At 40.2% G+C, this 17,164-nt stretch carries 15 protein-coding genes; 6 read left to right on the plus strand and 9 right to left on the minus strand.

Features of this window, described 5'->3' with window-relative positions; all coding sequences use genetic code 11:
• The first annotated feature begins 59 nt into the window (after positions 1-59).
• Entirely contained in the window at positions 60-1,001 is a 942-nt protein-coding gene (locus CWB76_RS03245) for a tetratricopeptide repeat protein (RefSeq protein WP_138605411.1), read from the plus strand.
• A 23-nt stretch (positions 1,002-1,024) separates the two neighbouring features.
• Here CWB76_RS03245 and CWB76_RS03250 read toward each other — a convergent pair whose 3' ends face one another.
• Complete coding sequence (locus tag CWB76_RS03250) at positions 1,025-1,927, minus strand: DUF808 domain-containing protein (protein WP_138605413.1); 903 nt, start codon at positions 1,925-1,927, stop codon at positions 1,025-1,027.
• Positions 1,928-2,044: 117 nt separating this feature from the next.
• Between CWB76_RS03250 and CWB76_RS03255 the strand changes: the two genes are divergently transcribed.
• The 5 genes from CWB76_RS03255 to CWB76_RS03275 all read left to right on the plus strand — a co-directional run bounded on the left by CWB76_RS03255 (position 2,045) and on the right by CWB76_RS03275 (position 7,340).
• Positions 2,045-2,323, plus strand: coding sequence for an MliC family protein (locus CWB76_RS03255; RefSeq protein ID WP_138605415.1), 279 nt, complete (start codon positions 2,045-2,047; stop codon positions 2,321-2,323).
• A gap of 67 nt (positions 2,324-2,390) precedes the next feature.
• Positions 2,391-4,421, plus strand: coding sequence for a methyl-accepting chemotaxis protein (locus CWB76_RS03260; RefSeq protein WP_138605417.1), 2,031 nt, complete (start codon positions 2,391-2,393; stop codon positions 4,419-4,421).
• Positions 4,422-4,492: 71 nt separating this feature from the next.
• Positions 4,493-5,959, plus strand: coding sequence for a 4-hydroxy-3-polyprenylbenzoate decarboxylase (ubiD, locus tag CWB76_RS03265; protein WP_138605419.1), 1,467 nt, complete (start codon positions 4,493-4,495; stop codon positions 5,957-5,959).
• A gap of 94 nt (positions 5,960-6,053) precedes the next feature.
• Positions 6,054-6,767 carry an NAD(P)H-flavin reductase gene (fre, locus tag CWB76_RS03270; RefSeq protein ID WP_138605421.1) on the plus strand — a complete coding sequence of 238 codons (714 nt, stop codon included), beginning with the start codon at positions 6,054-6,056 and terminating at the stop codon, positions 6,765-6,767.
• A gap of 159 nt (positions 6,768-6,926) precedes the next feature.
• Entirely contained in the window at positions 6,927-7,340 is a 414-nt protein-coding gene (locus CWB76_RS03275; RefSeq protein ID WP_055013101.1) for a CBS domain-containing protein, read from the plus strand.
• 66 nt (positions 7,341-7,406) lie between these two features.
• Here CWB76_RS03275 and add read toward each other — a convergent pair whose 3' ends face one another.
• The 8 genes from add to cyaY all read right to left on the minus strand — a co-directional run bounded on the left by add (position 7,407) and on the right by cyaY (position 17,085).
• Positions 7,407-8,408 (minus strand): adenosine deaminase, encoded by a 1,002-nt coding sequence (gene add / locus CWB76_RS03280; RefSeq protein ID WP_138605423.1) that lies wholly within the window; start codon positions 8,406-8,408, stop codon positions 7,407-7,409.
• 119 nt (positions 8,409-8,527) lie between these two features.
• Complete coding sequence (locus CWB76_RS03285) at positions 8,528-11,194, minus strand: ATP-binding protein (RefSeq protein ID WP_138605425.1); 2,667 nt, start codon at positions 11,192-11,194, stop codon at positions 8,528-8,530.
• Between the two features lie 46 nt (positions 11,195-11,240).
• Positions 11,241-12,347 (minus strand): heme biosynthesis HemY N-terminal domain-containing protein, encoded by a 1,107-nt coding sequence (locus tag CWB76_RS03290; RefSeq protein ID WP_138605427.1) that lies wholly within the window; start codon positions 12,345-12,347, stop codon positions 11,241-11,243.
• On the minus strand, positions 12,344-14,182 hold the full coding sequence (locus CWB76_RS03295) for a uroporphyrinogen-III synthase (protein ID WP_138605429.1): 1,839 nt from the start codon (positions 14,180-14,182) through the stop codon (positions 12,344-12,346). Before CWB76_RS03295 ends, CWB76_RS03290 begins: the two co-directional genes overlap by 4 nt.
• Positions 14,182-15,120, minus strand: coding sequence for a hydroxymethylbilane synthase (gene hemC / locus CWB76_RS03300; protein ID WP_138605431.1), 939 nt, complete (start codon positions 15,118-15,120; stop codon positions 14,182-14,184). Before hemC ends, CWB76_RS03295 begins: the two co-directional genes overlap by 1 nt.
• Before the next feature lie 59 nt (positions 15,121-15,179).
• Positions 15,180-16,085 carry a DUF2914 domain-containing protein gene (locus CWB76_RS03305; protein ID WP_138605433.1) on the minus strand — a complete coding sequence of 302 codons (906 nt, stop codon included), beginning with the start codon at positions 16,083-16,085 and terminating at the stop codon, positions 15,180-15,182.
• Positions 16,086-16,108: 23 nt separating this feature from the next.
• Positions 16,109-16,765 carry an alpha/beta hydrolase gene (locus CWB76_RS03310; RefSeq protein ID WP_138605472.1) on the minus strand — a complete coding sequence of 219 codons (657 nt, stop codon included), beginning with the start codon at positions 16,763-16,765 and terminating at the stop codon, positions 16,109-16,111.
• Positions 16,762-17,085: an iron donor protein CyaY gene (gene cyaY, locus CWB76_RS03315; protein ID WP_138605435.1), complete on the minus strand. Its 324-nt coding sequence runs from the start codon at positions 17,083-17,085 to the stop codon at positions 16,762-16,764. Before cyaY ends, CWB76_RS03310 begins: the two co-directional genes overlap by 4 nt.
• Positions 17,086-17,164 lie beyond the last annotated feature (79 nt).

Consider the following 17,164-nt stretch of genomic DNA (forward strand, 5'->3'; position numbering starts at 1 on the left):
TTGCTGCTTTACTAATTTATCACTTGCTCTAAAGTTGTAAATTAACAAGGAGCCTTATTATGTTGCTTTTCAATACTAGCCAGTCATTTCCTCATTTTACACACGTTCAGTGCTGCCCTGGCTGCAACAGCAACAGCTATCACTTAGTTAATCAAAGCCGCTTTTTACGCTTTACCATTTTTCCTATATTTCCGATAAAGTTAAGTTATAAACGCGAGTGCTATCAATGCGGACATAGTGAGGCTATCAATATTAAGACGTTACCTCTGTTTGAGAAGCTTAGCCTACCAAAATACTGTATTGGATTAATTTTATTACTATGGGGGGCGTTATTTTTTTATCAAAAGCACCTCAACACTGAAGCACTAAAACAAAGCTATTTAACCTCCCCAAAAGCTTATGATACCTATTTAGTTAAAGCCGATAAGTTCACTCACGAACCATGGACACTCACTAATTTAAAAGTTGCGCAAGTACTCAGCTTTGATGAGCAATTTATAACGTTTCAGGTGAGTAATTACAGCTATAAGCGCACTAGTGCCATTACCACAGCGATGCGTGCAAGTTTATTGGTACAAAGAGATTACTTTTCTTCTCAAACTATTACCCTGCCTCGTAATGAGATAAAACGTTTATACGAAGATGACATTATATTTGACGTGCTACGCCCACAAGCATATTCACTTTATGGCGGGTTTGTGATGTTTCCACCTAAACCTAAACCTCTTTATAAAGGCTTAAAACTTGATGAAAATAATCAGCAAGGGATTATTTACTATAAAGATAAGCAATATAACGAAGCGCTTGAAAGCTTTAACCTAGCAGCAAACTCAGGCTCACAATGGGGTCAACTAAATCTTGCTCAGATGTATCGTGATGGACAAGGTACAAAAAAGAACATTCAGCAGGCGATTTATTGGTATAAAAAAGCCATTGCTCAAGGTAATAGCAAAGCTAAATACGAACTTGAGCAACTATGCAAAACAACTCAGTGCGAATAAAATAAAGTAGCGTTACCACCGCGCTACTTATTTGCTTTAAATAACTTAGTATAAGCGACATGCGCAATCACAATAACCAAACCAGCACCTATTCCTAACAGTCCGTCAAATACTAAAGGGGCTAGTATTTCTCCTGTGCTACCAGCAACCGACTGCGCATAATGAGTTACATCCACTTGGGTATGATGCAAAAGCTCAATTGCGTGTACTAAAATTCCACCACCCACTAAAAACATCGCCACCGTGCCCGCAAAGGCTAAAAACTGCATTAACCGTGGGGCTGCAGCTAATAAGGCTTTACCGAGTAATTCTTTAAACTTACTTGCGGAGAGTTTGGATTGATTAAGTAAATATAAACCTGCATCATCAAGCTTTACAATCCCTGCTACCAGTCCATAAACACCAATCGTCATAATGATGGCAATCACACTCAATACCAGCGCCTGATTGATTAATGTCGCCCCTGCGACCGTGCCTAATGTAATAACAATAATTTCAGCGGAAAGAATAAAATCAGTACGAATGGCGCCTTTAACTTTTTGTTTTTCATACTCTGCCAGGTCTAAATTTTCAGCACCTTCTGTTGCTTCTGCATGATGAGGTAAAAATATTTTTTCTGCGCCTTCAAAACATAAAAATAAGCCACCTATCATTAAAAGTGGGGTAATTAGCCAAGGCAACCACACACTAATTAATAACGCAGCAGGGACTAATATGGCTTTATTTAAAAACGACCCCTTTGCCACTGCCCATACAACGGGCAGCTCCCTATCAGCAGTAACCCCAGTAACTTGCTGAGCATTAAGTGCCAAATCATCACCAAGTACTCCGGCTGTTTTCTTTGTCGCAACTTTACTCATGGTCGCAATATCATCCAGCAAAGTCGTTATATCATCCAGTAATGTTAAAAGGTTGCTGCCAGCCATGAAATTTCCTAACTAAAAATAAGATCTTAAACATAACGTAAAGCTAGATTTTCACCAACGGTTAATTTAGCTTTGTTAAGATCTTAATTAAACAAGGGACTCAATAAGGCACAGCCAATGAAACACGCTATCGTTATTATTGCTCTAATAGCTTTGACTGCATGCAATAAGCAGCCAGTTACAAATAACTATGTTTGCGATAACGCACCTGCAAAACTTGATATTATTAGCAACAAGCAAGCAAAGCTGAGCTTTTATGACCATGATTACATATTGAATCATGAGGTGAGTGCTTCAGGCAGTAAATACATTAATCAAGAGGTGTTATTTTGGAGTAAAGGAGAACAAGCAATGCTAATAATTAACGGCAAAAAATACCAATGCAGTAACAATTAACCAATAGCTAACATCGCATTAAAAAACTTGCTACACTAACAAAAGTCTTAATATTGTTGATAAAGTTATGCAATCTCTCGCTATAAAACACAAAATAATTTTAGCCTTTTCAGCCATTGGCTTGTTGATACTAACCAGCTGCATATTTTTTTACTGGTCGCTCAATCAAATTAGTACCACTAACACGCGTATAGAAACGTTGGCAGTGCCTGTACAACAAGCAAGTAAAGATCTTCGTTTATCACTCCTTTCTATTACTAAATTTAATGCCATTGCTTATAGCCAAACTAAACTTAATTTACTACTGCAAAATAAAAAACAGGCACACGCTGAACAAACGCAGTTTTTTAGTAAATTAGAAACACTAAAAACACAAGTTGCCCAGCAGCAAGGCATGCAAACATTACTTAAAGCTATTAACAAAGACTTTGCCCAGCTAAATACAATAAGCAACCAAATGCTTGCAGCAAAAGAGCAACGTTTTAAGGCGCAAAGCTCAGCCGAAGCACTAACAATTACGTTCAATGAACAGCTTCGTGAGCTCAGTAACCGCTTGCTTGATATAGAGCTCATAAACGTGGAGAGTAACCAAAAATCACTTTTAGATGCGGTATTTGGCACTGCGACTCGTGTTGATGATTTATTATTTACTTTAAATAATAACGTTGAAGGGATTAGGCAAATAACCACTTCAGAAAATATAAACGATCATCAACAAGACACCTCTTTTTTACTCGACAATATTAAATCTAATCTTAGTTACTTAGAGCAACAAGCCACCCCAATTGCTAATAAACTCAACACAAATGAGCTTATTACAGCATTTGATGATTTAAGCAGCCTATTAAATAATCCTGATGGGTTGTATGCCTTGCAAAATACTGTGCTCAATAATAAAGACAAAGTTGATCAGCGTTTTGAAAGCTTTCAAAACGCCTTTATTAGTATTGAAAATCAATTAATTGAGCTTAATAAACTGGCTGACACGCGCTTTAACTTTTTACAAGAGAGCGCTAAATCAGCAATTAATACTGGCTCTAGCTTAGTGATTATTATTGCGTTTGTATTAATTACTTTGCTGATTATTATTTCAGTATTTACTACTAACGCCATGCTAAAACCGCTTAAAAAGGTGAATAAAGAACTTGCTCGCATAGCCTCAGGTGACTTTTCTCAGCGTAGCAATCCCCACAGTAAAGATGAATTTGGTACGCTGATGCACAACACTAATAAGCTTTGTGATGATTTAACTCACTTAATAAAAGCCATTAGTAACGACGCTTACGAACTCGATAATTCAGCTATTCAAACCAGCGAAAAAGGCCAGCAAATGACTATTGTTGCTAAGCAACAGCTAGAACGTAGTGCACAAGCAACCTCATTAGCACAGCAAATGTTGCAAAGTTCTCAAGCCGTATACGAACAAGCGCAAAGCACCTCTAATGAAATTACTAATGCCTCGCAATTTGCCAATGACGTTAACGACATTGCAAATAATAATAGCCAAAGCATTGAAGCACTTTTAAATCGCTTAGATAAAGCAGTAAGCAGTACAGAAGAACTAGCCCAGTATACGCAACTAATTGGTGCCATTGTTGATACCATTAGCAGTATTGCAGAGCAAACTAATTTACTGGCACTTAATGCCGCAATTGAAGCTGCACGTGCTGGTGAGCATGGCCGCGGATTTGCCGTAGTAGCAGATGAAGTACGCTCGCTTGCAGCTCGCACACAAAGCTCTACAAGCGAAATTACCACCATGATTAACACTCTACAGCAGCATACTCAAACCACTCAAACTGAAATAAATGATGGGCAACAACAGGCTAAGCATTGCGTTGAAAACAGTACTGAACTAAATAATGCTGTTGAGCGTATTAAGAGCACGCTGGTATCGGTTAATGCTATGAGTAAAGAGATTGCAAGTGCCTCACATGAACAACTGGCAAACAGCACCGATATTCAACAAATAATGGCTAAGGTAACCGAGCAGGCCACCTTAAATGCCAACAATGCAACGACCCTAGCAAGCGAAAGTGAAGACGTTAACCAACTTGCACACTCATTAAAAGGTGCAGTAGAGCGCTTTAAGTTTTAAGCGCAGCTAATGACTTGGCTTGTATGAACTGGGTATAATACTTTTAACTTTTTGCTAAGTAACGGCCCACAATGAAATACAAAGATCTGCGCGATTTTATCGATTTACTTGAGAAGCGAGGCGAGTTAAAACGCATCAGCCAAGAAATCGACCCGTATCTTGAGATGACCGAAATTGCTGACCGCACACTGCGTGCCGAAGGCCCTGCTTTATTATTTGAAAACCCTAAAGGGTACGACATTCCCGTTTTAGCTAACTTGTTTGGTACCCCTAAGCGTGTAGCTATGGGTATGGGCCAAGAAGATGTGAGTGAATTACGTGAAGTAGGAAAATTACTCGCATTTCTAAAAGAACCTGAGCCGCCAAAAGGCATTAAAGAAGCGCTCGGACAAATTCCGGTATTCAAGCAAGTACTTAATATGCCGGCTAAAGAAGTTAAAAAAGCCCCCTGCCAACAAGTTATTTTACAAGGTGACGACGTTGACTTAACTAAGCTTCCTATTCAGCACTGCTGGCCTGGCGATGCTGCACCTTTGATTACTTGGGGTTTAACCGTTACCAAAGGGCCTCACAAAAAGCGCCAAAATTTAGGGATTTACCGTCAACAGCTATTGGGTAAAAATAAAATCATTATGCGTTGGTTATCTCATCGCGGTGGCGCGCTTGATTTTCAAGAGTGGTGTAAAGAACACCCTGGTCAGCCCTACCCTGTTTCGGTGGCATTAGGTGCAGATCCTGCGACTATTTTAGGCGCTGTTACCCCCGTTCCAGATACGTTAAGCGAATATGCCTTTGCAGGTTTACTACGTGGTAGTAAAACTGAAGTAGTTAAGTCAATCTCGAATGATTTACAAGTACCAGCCAGTGCAGAAATCGTACTTGAAGGGCATATTATGCCTGGAGAGATGGCGCCGGAAGGTCCATATGGCGACCACACAGGCTACTACAACGAAGTCGACGACTTCCCAGTTATGACGGTCACTCATATTACACATCGTAAAGACCCTATTTATCATAGTACTTTTACTGGCCGTCCGCCGGATGAGCCGGCTATTTTAGGGGTGGCATTAAACGAAGTATTCGTACCAATCTTACAAAAGCAATTTCCAGAAATTGTCGATTTTTATTTACCGCCAGAAGGTTGTTCGTACCGTATGGCCGTGGTAACAATGAAAAAACAATATCCAGGTCACGCCAAGCGCGTAATGATGGGGGTTTGGTCATTCCTACGACAATTTATGTACACTAAGTTTGTTATTGTCTGCGACGATGATATCAACGCTAGAGATTGGAACGATGTAATTTGGGCTATCACTACTCGTATGGACCCTGCGCGCGACACGACGTTAATTGAAAACACGCCAATTGATTATTTAGATTTTGCATCGCCCGTATCTGGCCTAGGTTCAAAAATGGGTATGGATGCAACAAATAAATGGCCTGGTGAAACAACTCGAGAATGGGGCGAACCTATTGTAATGGATCAAGCCACTAAAGATCGTGTTGATGAGCTTTGGGATAGTTTAGATATTCTCTAACGACTTTGGTCTAGGGCTCTAGGCTGTAAACTCACCCTGCGGATATGCTATTATTGCTCAAATAAAGTGCGTATCCGCTAATTTAAGGTAAAACATGCAAACATTACTCGCTGAAGTTGTTTCTATCAGCCCACTAACAGAATTTGTTCATAAAGTTATTTTAAAGCCGCAACAGCCTGTAGCATTTGAAGCTGGTCAATATTTACAGTTGGTTTTAGGTGAAAAAGATAAACGTGCGTTTTCAATCGCGAGTCGCCCCTCACAAACTGATGCATTAGAATTACACATTGGCGCATCAAACGCAGACTCTTACGCGATGCAATCATTAGAACACCTTCGTAGTGCCCACAACGAGAACCAAACCGTAACTATTGAAGCAGGTTTAGGTATTTCTCAGCTGCGTTTGCAGTGCGAGCGTCCAATTATTTTACTCGCCGGCGGTACTGGTTTTTCTTACGCAAAGTCAATGGCCGAGCATTTAGCTGAAATCAACTGTGAGCGCCTGGTGCTATTTTACTGGGGCGTAAAAGAAGAGTCGGCGCTGTATGCACATACCGAAATGCAAGCATGGGCAGATAGCCGTGAAAACTTTAAATTTATTCCTGTCGTAGAGCATCCTACCGACAGCTGGACTGGCCACACTGGTTATGTTCATAAAGCGGTGATGAACGATATCATCTCGTTAGAACCTTACGATATTTACATGGCAGGTCGTTTTGACATGATTGGCATAGTACGTGATGATTTTATAAATCATGGCGCCACTCGTGAAAACATGTACGCAGATGCATTCGCGTTCATAAAGTAACATTAGCGCATTATTTTAAGGCACCTTAGGGTGCCTTAATTGTTTTAATTGCTAGCACTGTGATTGTTATTACCTATTAAGCTCATCAACATAAACAATTTCCTAAAATCCAATCTATAAACCATACTTTGTACAGAACATTAAGCGGGAGAAACCTAAATGTTAAATACAAAAGTAAAAGATTTTATGCAACATAAGTTGCCTCATATCACCCCTAATACAGAAATGACCACTGCCATAGCAGAGCTAGAAAAATTTAAACTACTAGGCGCGCCGGTATTTGATGATAATAAGGTGCTCGTTGGCTTTATCTCAGAGCAAGAATTACTTAAACCCTTAATGCAAAGTAGTTATTTTTGTGATGGTATGGTTAAAGTATCGCAGTTGATGCAAACAGATGTGGTAACCGTGAACGGCGATACCAATATTATGGAATTAGCAGAACAAATGAAGCCTGGTAAGCCTAAAAATTACCCCGTGATCGATGGCGGTGTAGTGGTAGGTATGATCAGCCGTGCCGATATATTAAAAGCACTTTATAATAATTACGTTAGTTGTAATGCGCACATATAAAAAAATGCCACTTTTTACAGTGGCATTTTTAATTATATAACCTGAACTCTGGATAATATAAGCAACTTAACGCTGTGCGACTTTAGCTTTAAGTGCGCTTTTATCAGCGTCACTTAAGTAGGCAATTTCAAGCGCATTCGCTTGCGCTTTTTCCATATCGGCTTGTGACAAACCTGCCTTTGGTGCTGCCACTGCGTACTCGTACTCAATTTCAATGCCTTCAACAGCTGGGTCATCCGTGTTAAGACAGGCTAAAATACCATGATCTAAAAACTGTTTAAGTGGGTGTTTGGTTAAATCATTCACTGTACTGGTTTGAATGTTACTGGTTAAGCACGATTCAATACCAATGCGGTTATCGCGTAAATAATCCATTAGTTTTGGATCTTCAATCGCTTTAACACCATGGCCTATTCTGCTTGCGCCAAGCTCGTTTAATGCTTGCCAAATACTTGGCGCACCTAACGCTTCACCAGCATGCACGGTAACAGCCAAATACGCATCACGTACTTGCTTAAAATGATCAACAAACAACTCGCCAGGATAACCAATCTCATCACCGGCCAAATCCACTGCAACCAAATCATTTTTAAAGGCAAGTAACGCGTCCAACTCGTGCTGACAGGTTTTAACTCCGTATGTACGAGACAAAATACCAATTAAGTTTGCTTTTATATCAGTATCTTTTGTTGCACTACGGATACCATCAACCACTGCTTCAACAACCCCTTGAGGGTGTAACCCTTGGCTTTGAGCCATATAATAAGGACTAAAACGCAGCTCTACGTAATCAAGACCCTGCGCTTGTGTATCTTCAATGTTTTCTATCGCAATACGTCTACAGGCATCGTAATCACCTAGTACCGTCACTCCCCAGTCAAGCTTTTGTAAAAATGCCATTAAGTTTGGCTCAGGATCAATAACCTGAACATGGGGAATAAGTGCTTCAACATTGTCCGCTGGTAAAGCGATATTAAACTGACGACCAAGTTCTAGTATGGTTTGCGCGCGTACATTACCATCTAAATGACGGTGAATATCTAGCAAAGGTATTTTTCTATTGATCATAATAGCTACTCGGTTGAATTAAAATTGCGCGAATGATACGCAGGTACAGTAATATTTCAAGTGTAGAATACTTAAAATAGCGCTTGGAGGTCTTATGTCTGCTTTTTATATAAAAAGAGTTAACGTGATAAATAAAACCAAATCATTTTAAACAGTGCATCTGCATCAATAGGTTTAGTTATATAGTTATCCATTCCGACGTTAATCGCTTTTTTAGCATCTTCTTCGTGCGCATTAGCAGATAGGCCAATAATAGGTAAATCTAAAAAGCCTAACTCATTACGAATCACTTTTGTTGCTTTTAAGCCATCCATTTGTGGCATTTGAATATCCATTAATACTAAGTCGTATCTTTTATCGCTTAGCATTTTAATCGCTTCAAGTCCGTTATTAGCAATATCTACAACACCCTGCTTGGTTTCTAAAATAGCGGTGGCCACATGTTGATTTAATGGGTTGTCTTCAACGAGTAGTAAGCGATACTTCGCCAGTGATAGGTTGCTTATATCTATTTTATCTAACTTACCTGAATAATATTGTGCTTTAGGTAGCGGAGAGTGGAGCGGTAAACTAAAGGTAAAAGTAGAGCCGTGACCCTCACTACTTTTTAAATCAATTGCTCCTCCCATCAGCTCTACTAATTTTTTACAAATACTTAAACCAAGCCCTGTGCCACCAAACTGGCGTGAGGTTGAACTATCAGCCTGAGAGAATGGGTTAAATAGCTGTTTTTGTGCCTCCTCACTAATTCCAATCCCCGTATCATTGACACTAAAATAAGTCATTTTTGCTGACTGCCAAATCTTTAATGTGATACTACCCTTAGCAGTAAACTTAACGGCATTATTTAATAAGTTCAGCAGCACCTGCTTTAAACGAATAGGATCGGTATTAACAACTAAAGGAGCATCATTATCAACCTCAACTTGTAGTGACAAGGGCTTATTACTAACTTCAAAATGCATTAAACTCATAACTTCTTTTGCCAATAACTTTAACTCTACAGACTCTTGTACTAACTCAAGCTTGCCCGCTTCCATTTTTGAAAAATCGAGCACATCATTTAGCACTCTCAATAAGACACTGACCGCACCGTCAGCTTGCTCTATGTAAGTTTTTGCTAATGACCAGTCCTGCTGTTGCAGTGCTAAGTAATGCATGCCTTTAATACCGTTAATTGGGGTACGAATTTCGTGGCTCATATTAGCTAAAAACTGACTTTTTATCTCACTGGCTTCATCCGCTTTCTGCTTTTCCTGACGCAAAGTTAGTGTTTGCTTTGCAACTTGTTCGCGTATACGAACATTGGTGGCGACCACTGAAATTAAAAACATAATCAATAGCCAAACAAATAGCATACCTACTATCTGTGCTAGCCAATAAATTAGCCAGGTTGATTGCGTTTTAGGTTGGTATATTTCTACTTGCCACAACCTATGGCCAATTAACAACTGATAATCTTTTAGCAACGTCATTGAGTCATGCTCAACGCTATAAAGAGCCTGTTTATTATCTGCTTTATTGATATCAGTAAAACCAATCGCAACTTCATTACCGCTATCAAACGAAAGTGCCTCAGACAACTTAGCTAAACTCACCAAGGCAATTACAAACCCTTTAAAGTCACCTTCAATATCAGGAGCACCAAAGACAGGAGAAATAAAAAGCACGCTTAATTCCTCGTCTGCAGGAGCTAGCTTAAATGGCTCACTCAATACCAGCTCATTAAGAATTTTTGCTTTATTGAGTGCATCACGAATATGTAAATCAGAGTTCAAATCAAAGCCCAGCAGATCTTGCATATTCTTTATGGGGTAAATATATTTTATGGGGTAATAAGTATTGCTAAAGAGCGCGGGTTGCCATTGACCATTCGCCATCCTTTGCTTTATAACGACACTTTTGTCCCATTGGGCAGGTTCGTTAATAGAATTAGCTGTGATCATTGGCACCCAATTTAACGCTAAAATTTCTTCATTGTAGCTCAACTGCTTAGAGGTAAAATGATTAAACTCATCGAGAATAACCTGATCACTACTTGCTAAAAATGCACCTAACAAAGATAGATGAGCAGCCACTTCATCTAACTTTTGATTAATGGCACTTTGTGCCATCAACACTTTATCTTCTTGCTTTTGAATGTCTTTTTGTTTTTTTACACTTGCTGCGCCATAAAAGCTAACGCTAATAATGGCGTAAATAAGTAACGCAGGCAAAATAACCTGTAGCCGATGACGTAACTGCGAATAGTTAAATATGGCCAATACCAATGGAGTAAAAACAAGTACGCCAATTGAGTCACCTATCCACCAGGTAATAAAGGTACTAAGCGCAGCAGGTGGGCTAATTATATTATTGAAAAAAAGTAGACTGGTTCCAACACCTGCCGCTATTACACAACATAGTGGCCCACCAATCACCAAGCTTTGAATACTAAGTCTAAGAGAAGATAAATTAAGGGGGACTTTAATGACTCTGATAATGAGGAATGCACCTAGCCACGCCTGAAAAAAAACAGCACAGCTGACGGCAATAGCTTGCAATAAGACTTGCCAATTTAAAATATCAGCAGCATTGTCTAAGTGAATTAAATTAACAAACGCTGCGCCTGCAAAAATCCCCGCATAAGCACGGCGCCTCCATAGTAAAAAGCTTGCCAGCGCAATACCGGCTGGAGGCCAAGAGGCAACCGCATAACCATTAACGGCGAATAAAAAATTACTCAGGTAACCGCTAAAGAAATAAGCGCATGCGAGGCTAAAAGATAATGTAAATACATTTTTCACAACCGTCGCTCCTGCGCTTTTATTATTGATTTATAACTATAATTGATTATTGGTAGAGTACAAGTGCCTTATCTAATTGTGCACTGTGTTTATAACTTAATATCGCTTGTTGTCGGTACTGTGCTTTATTTTCGCTATTGAGTGCTTTGTCAAAAACACGTGCGGCTAAGTCATAATCACCTTGCGCATTAGCTAAACACGCTAACGCTAATAGTAACGCATTATTATGCTCATCTTTTTTCAGTCGCTCTTGAATGCTTGATTGCAACTTATAAGCATTACTTGGTGCAGCTTCACTTAAAATGTGAGCCAGTTGTTCATGCTGTTTTTGCTTGAGTAATTTAACTAGCTCATTTTCGATGCTTGCTAATTGCCCTACTTTAGCCATTTGAGTTAAATAAGCCGTATGCGCATGCGCCTGCAACTTTTTACCTAAATGTTGATATTTAGCGGTTAACTCATCATTTGCTTGCGCAGCAAAATAAGCTAAAAACACTTGCTGCCACTGGGTATCATTCAAGGCGTTTTTGCGCAATAAACGCGGTAAAAAATCTTCAAGCAATTTAAAATGCTGTTGCTGCACTAAAACTTCGGTGTACAACTTCAAATCAAGCACCGTGGCTTTTTTAGACTCTGCTGCCACCCGTATTTGCGGTTCAATTACACTGCTGTCGCCACTAGCTAACCATAACTTAGCCACTTTAAGTTGTTGCTCTGGGCTGATTTCAAACAAACGTTCAAGCGCTTTATCAGGCTGGTTATTTGCCAGTGCGGTTTTTGCTAATAACGCTAAACGTATATCGGTAAATTTAGCAGGCACACTATTACTTGATAGCGCACTTTCTACTTGTTCGTAATCATCATTAATGAGACTCCACAATGCTTGCTCTATAGCCGCATGTTTACGCTCTTGGCTTCGCGCAAAAAAACCATGCTTAGTGTTTCTATAAATAGATAAACAATAACGCACTAGCTTGTAAGTTAAATACAAAGCTGCCGTACTCAGTGCTGCCATTATACAAAATGAAACAATCGTCCCCTCTATGGTGGTATTGTTAAATGAAATCAGCACATAGCCTTTTTCATCTAACACAAAGGGAGTAATCGCTAGCACCAACACAATAGCGACAATAAAAATAATCAGCCCTATCATTGTGCCCACTCCTTCACTTTTTGAGTGCTTTGCAGTGTTACTTGAGGGTTAAAGTTAAGCGATTCTTTTTCAAGATTGGCTAACGTCTTTATTACCACTTTTGTTGCATCGTCATCTCGTTTAAAGTATTCATTAACCAAACGTTTTGTATCATTCAAAGCGTTAAAATAAATACTAGCTTGTTTACCCATTAATGCGTCTTGCGCCTGAGTAATATTAAGCTTGATGCGCTGGGTAATTAAATGACGCTCTCGGTCAGTTAATAGTGGCTCAATTAATACGCCTTCATGATGGCGAATAGTAATAAAGCTATCGACTATTTTATTCCAACTATTACGAATGTTTTGTTGCCAATCACTAACATCTTCAGAGAGTGCATTCTCATCACTTATACTCGCCTCTTCAGGCAAATTAACCGCATTAAATACCAAGTCATCAATACGCTTTATTACGCTGTTTAATTGTAAATAAATCGCTTCTGTCGCAACGGGTTTAATATTGTCGAGTGTTTGTATGTCTTGTGTAATTGCTTGGCGTAACTCAAGCGTACCTGGATGATCGCTTAATAATGAGTCTAAACGTTTAAGCACGGCACTTGTGCCTAGGTAATCTTGTTCTGCCCACAGTTTAAATTCAGCCATGCGTTGCAAGCTGGTGACCTCTTGTGGATTTAATGTATTACCACTTTGCTGTACCTTTTGCAGTGCGGCTTTTAATACTTGTTGATTTTTTACAGAGTTCTCATTGAGTGCCATAGCGATTTGCTCTTCGCTATTAAGCAACGCTTGTTGCAAACTGAGTTGCTCAGACTTAAGCGTTTGCAGCTCTTGCTGCAATATCTTATTTTGCTCTGTTAATGCATTAACCGCTAAATTTTGCACTTTACCGGCATTAAGCTTTTGATAAAATTCATAACCCACACCACTGGCAACAAGCAAGGAAATCACTAACGCAACGCTACCTACTTTACTTACTTTTTGAGGAATATTTTGCGTTTGGTTATTCACTTTTGCAGACTCACTTTTAGTCGTATTTGAGGTGCTATTTGCTGTTGGCTTCGCTTCTTTTTCTACTTTTGACGTCGCTGACTGTTCACTCATTTTGCTACCTTGCTGATTAATGCAGGTAAACATAGCCTGGTCGCTAGCTCCTGCCGCAGTGTGTATATGGGTCGAATTTATTTTTTGTTGTTGTAAATAAGCACCAATGCGCTCACTGGCAACATAAAACTCGCACTGTTGTAACCATGTTAGTTGCGCCGCTGAAATAGTATTAAATATGGCGTCAACTGCAGCATTACTTGTAATGACTATACCGTGTACATTCTGGCTTTGCCAGTGGTCTATCCAGTTAGCTGAGCTAGGCTCTACTGGTTTACGTTGATACACCACACAATTATTTAAATGAGCACCACGTTGCTTCAAGGTTTTTGCTATTTCAGGTCGCCCGCCAATCCCTTTTACTAACACAATATTACTGCCGTCAACATCAGCCAAAGACTTAAGTGCGAGTAACCCTTCAGAGTCATGTTGTTTTGGCAAAGCCGCGCGCACACCAAATACTTCATAAATGGTATCGGCTGTTTGTTGGCCTACCCCATAAAACTGTGCTTTGGTATTAATAGCAGGCTTAAGTGCATTTAATGCATGCACCGCATCCTGTGAAACAAAAATAATTTTGTCGGCGTTTACCAGCGGGCTTAATTCAACGTTTGTTGGCGTTAAGTAGGTTATTTTTAAAACAGGATATAAAGACGCTTGATAACCCGCTTGCTCAAGTTGCTGTGCAAGGGCTGCGCCTTTTCCTTCGGGCCGAGTTATCAAGATATGTTTCATTATGCGTCTCGATATACGTCAGCTAGAATTTTATCTGCGCCTTGTGCTAATAGTTTTTTAGCCAGCTCTATACCTAGCTTTTCAGCATCATCAACGTGACCGCTAATTTCATCGCGTAAAATTTCACTGCCATCAATCGCACCGACCAAACCACGTAAATGTACTTGGTTACCATCAACCAGTGCATAAGCACCAATTGGCACTTGGCAACCCCCTTCTAAATGGCGGTTCATTGCGCGCTCAGCGTTAACACGAATACGTGTTTCGTTATGCTCAAGTGGAGCCAATAATGCTTTTGTCACGCTATCGTTTATACGACACTCAATGCCTACAGCGCCTTGGCCATTAGCAGGTAACGAGACTTCTGGTTCAATAAAGTCACGAATACGCTCGCCCATCTCTAAACGAATTAGTCCTGCAGCTGCGAGTATAATGGCATCGTATTGGCCGCTATCAAGCTTAGCTAAACGTGTATTTACATTGCCACGTAAGTCGCGAATTTCTAAATCCGGACGCATCGCTCTAATTTGACACTGGCGACGTAAACTTGAAGTCCCCACAATAGCGCCTTGTGGTAGCGCATCAATATTGGCAAAGTTATTTGATACAAACGCATCACGCGGATCTTCACGCTCACAAATAGTGTGTAACTCTAAATCATCCGGAAATTCTACCGGCACATCTTTCATTGAATGCACTGCAATATCTGCACGGCCATCTAACATGGCTTGCTCTAACTCTTTTACAAATAAACCTTTGCCGCCAATTTTAGCTAGTGGTGTATCTAAAATAATGTCACCTTGAGTCGACATTGGCACGAGCTCTACACGCACGTCATCATGAAAGTGCTCTAGCTGCGCTTTTACAAATTCAGCCTGCCAGAGTGCCAATGCACTTTTACGAGTGGCAATGCGAACTAACTTTGTTTTTTCAGTCATAAAATATCCATTAATAATTACTAGCTTTTAGAATGAAAACTTATTCAATCTAAGGCTATTTAATTTGCTAAAACTCTAAATTCTTTTTGAGCGATGAGCAGCCCGTTTTCATCAACTACATCAACGCGCCAATGCCCTAATTGAGTATCCATAATATTTTTAGTTGAGTACGTTCTGTAACGCGGAGAAGTAACCTTAAGTGCCACTTCAGCCATTATTTCACCTTCAAATAACCACACATGTTTTACCTGCTGTCCCTGTAAGTTTTTAAGCTCACTAAAAAATGACAGCGACTCTTCAAATTGATTCAAACGCACATCGGCGGCAAATACATTGGTTGGCTCACGGTTACTGACACTGCGAGTCAGAACTGCGCGGCTAATTGTGGCTGTATCTATTTTGGCTCCCACAGCTACACTAGCAATGTGTGCGGATGCAGCAAATTTCTTTTGCTCAACTGGCTTTGCACTAACAGTCTCAACTTCAGGGTCTTGAGTGGCTATTGCTGCAATGGTTGCTTCTTCAGGCTCAGCAGTGATCGTTGGCTCTACTTCTTGCTTAATAATACTTTGTTGAACTTCAGGCTCCGATGGTACCTGTTCAGTAATAGAAGCTGGTTTTTGCTCAACTGAGGAAAAGGTTTTAGGGTCTGCAATCTTGACACTGCTCACCGGCTCCTCATCGGCATCTGTGGCTTTTTCAATCTCTACTGATGCTGCAATATCATCGTTTAGCGACACAATTGCTGTTTGTTGCTCAGTAAAATCAAGCTGCTCATTAGGATGCGGCGTCCCTTGATCAGCATTCACGGCGCTAGACAGGCCGTAAATAACCGCTGCAGAGATCATAATCACCAACATAGAAATACTCACAATCCGACGCCAATGCCACTCATAGCTCACGTTGGGTTTGCTAGTAGATGGTTCACGTTTTACATTTGCTGTTATTACTATTTTTTGACTCATTTTGACCCTCAGCGGCTCCTAAACTAACTTAAGCGAGAAATTAACCATTGGCGCACAGCTTGTAACTCTTGTGTACAAACCTGATGCCCCATTGGGTATTCTTGCCAACTTACATCCATGTTATGCGTTGATAATACTTCGAACGCACTTCTACCCGCGCTATGCGGTACAACGTCATCTTGGCTACCATGAGCCATAAATATATTTAACTGTGTTTGTTTTGCTTCATCTGCCAATTTATGTGGCACACACATGTAGGTTGACAGCGCCATTACACCAGCCAGCTTTTGTTCTAAACGCGGTGCTAAATGCAGCGATACAACGCCACCTTGCGAAAAGCCCGCTAAAATAATTTTACTCGCAGGTATGCCGTTAACAATTTCTTGTGTAATGAGTTGCTCAACTTTGGCTGCTGATTCTCTAACCCCTTGCTCATCAGCACGTTTATCTAAATCCATAGATTTAATGTCGTACCATGAGCGCATTTGCATACCACCGTTAATAGTGACAGCCTGCATAGGCGCATGAGGAAAAACAAAACGCACCCCTAACTCAGTAGGTAAATCGAGCTGCGGGGCAACAGGTGCAAAACCATCACCTGAATCACCTAAGCCATGCAGCCAGATAACCGTGGCTTTATGGGTGCTTTGCGCTGGGTATTCTACAAACCCTAAACTCATAGTGTTGATTGCCATTGAATTTCTTGACCCGCTTGGCGTGTAGACGCTTCGTTAATGAAGCTCCAAAACTCTGCACCCGAGCGGTTATCAATCCATTGACCATCACGCATTTCAAAATGATGGCCATTGAATTTTGTTGCTACCCATACTTGGTGCAAAGGGGCTTGCTTATTAATCACAATCTTACTGCGATCTGGAAAAATAATTTCTAAAATACCTTGAGCCGATTCATAATCTAAATCTGCTTCACAATCATCAACTTGTTCTTCAATAGTGAACATAAGAGCTTCTGCTAACTGGTGATATTCGTGATCAGTCATCGTTAATTTCCTTTGCAGGCGAGGCGCCTAAATAATGGGTGCATGTTTATAGAGCTAGTGTAACAGGAATAAAATCATC

Source organism: Pseudoalteromonas sp. S1609 (assembly GCF_005887255.1).
Lineage (GTDB): Bacteria > Pseudomonadota > Gammaproteobacteria > Enterobacterales > Alteromonadaceae > Pseudoalteromonas.

Coding starts and splice junctions, on each gene's coding strand:
- CWB76_RS03255 (WP_138605415.1), top strand. CDS start 2,045: ATGAAACACGCTATCGTTATTATTGCTCTAATAGCTTTGACTGCATGC.
- hemC (WP_138605431.1), bottom strand. CDS start 15,120: ATGACTGAAAAAACAAAGTTAGTTCGCATTGCCACTCGTAAAAGTGCA.
- fre (WP_138605421.1), top strand. CDS start 6,054: ATGCAAACATTACTCGCTGAAGTTGTTTCTATCAGCCCACTAACAGAA.
- CWB76_RS03295 (WP_138605429.1), bottom strand. CDS start 14,182: ATGAAACATATCTTGATAACTCGGCCCGAAGGAAAAGGCGCAGCCCTT.
- CWB76_RS03290 (WP_138605427.1), bottom strand. CDS start 12,347: ATGATAGGGCTGATTATTTTTATTGTCGCTATTGTGTTGGTGCTAGCG.
- CWB76_RS03275 (WP_055013101.1), top strand. CDS start 6,927: ATGTTAAATACAAAAGTAAAAGATTTTATGCAACATAAGTTGCCTCAT.
- CWB76_RS03310 (WP_138605472.1), bottom strand. CDS start 16,765: ATGAGTTTAGGGTTTGTAGAATACCCAGCGCAAAGCACCCATAAAGCC.
- add (WP_138605423.1), bottom strand. CDS start 8,408: ATGATCAATAGAAAAATACCTTTGCTAGATATTCACCGTCATTTAGAT.
- CWB76_RS03305 (WP_138605433.1), bottom strand. CDS start 16,085: ATGAGTCAAAAAATAGTAATAACAGCAAATGTAAAACGTGAACCATCT.
- cyaY (WP_138605435.1), bottom strand. CDS start 17,085: ATGACTGATCACGAATATCACCAGTTAGCAGAAGCTCTTATGTTCACT.
- ubiD (WP_138605419.1), top strand. CDS start 4,493: ATGAAATACAAAGATCTGCGCGATTTTATCGATTTACTTGAGAAGCGA.
- CWB76_RS03245 (WP_138605411.1), top strand. CDS start 60: ATGTTGCTTTTCAATACTAGCCAGTCATTTCCTCATTTTACACACGTT.
- CWB76_RS03260 (WP_138605417.1), top strand. CDS start 2,391: ATGCAATCTCTCGCTATAAAACACAAAATAATTTTAGCCTTTTCAGCC.
- CWB76_RS03250 (WP_138605413.1), bottom strand. CDS start 1,927: ATGGCTGGCAGCAACCTTTTAACATTACTGGATGATATAACGACTTTG.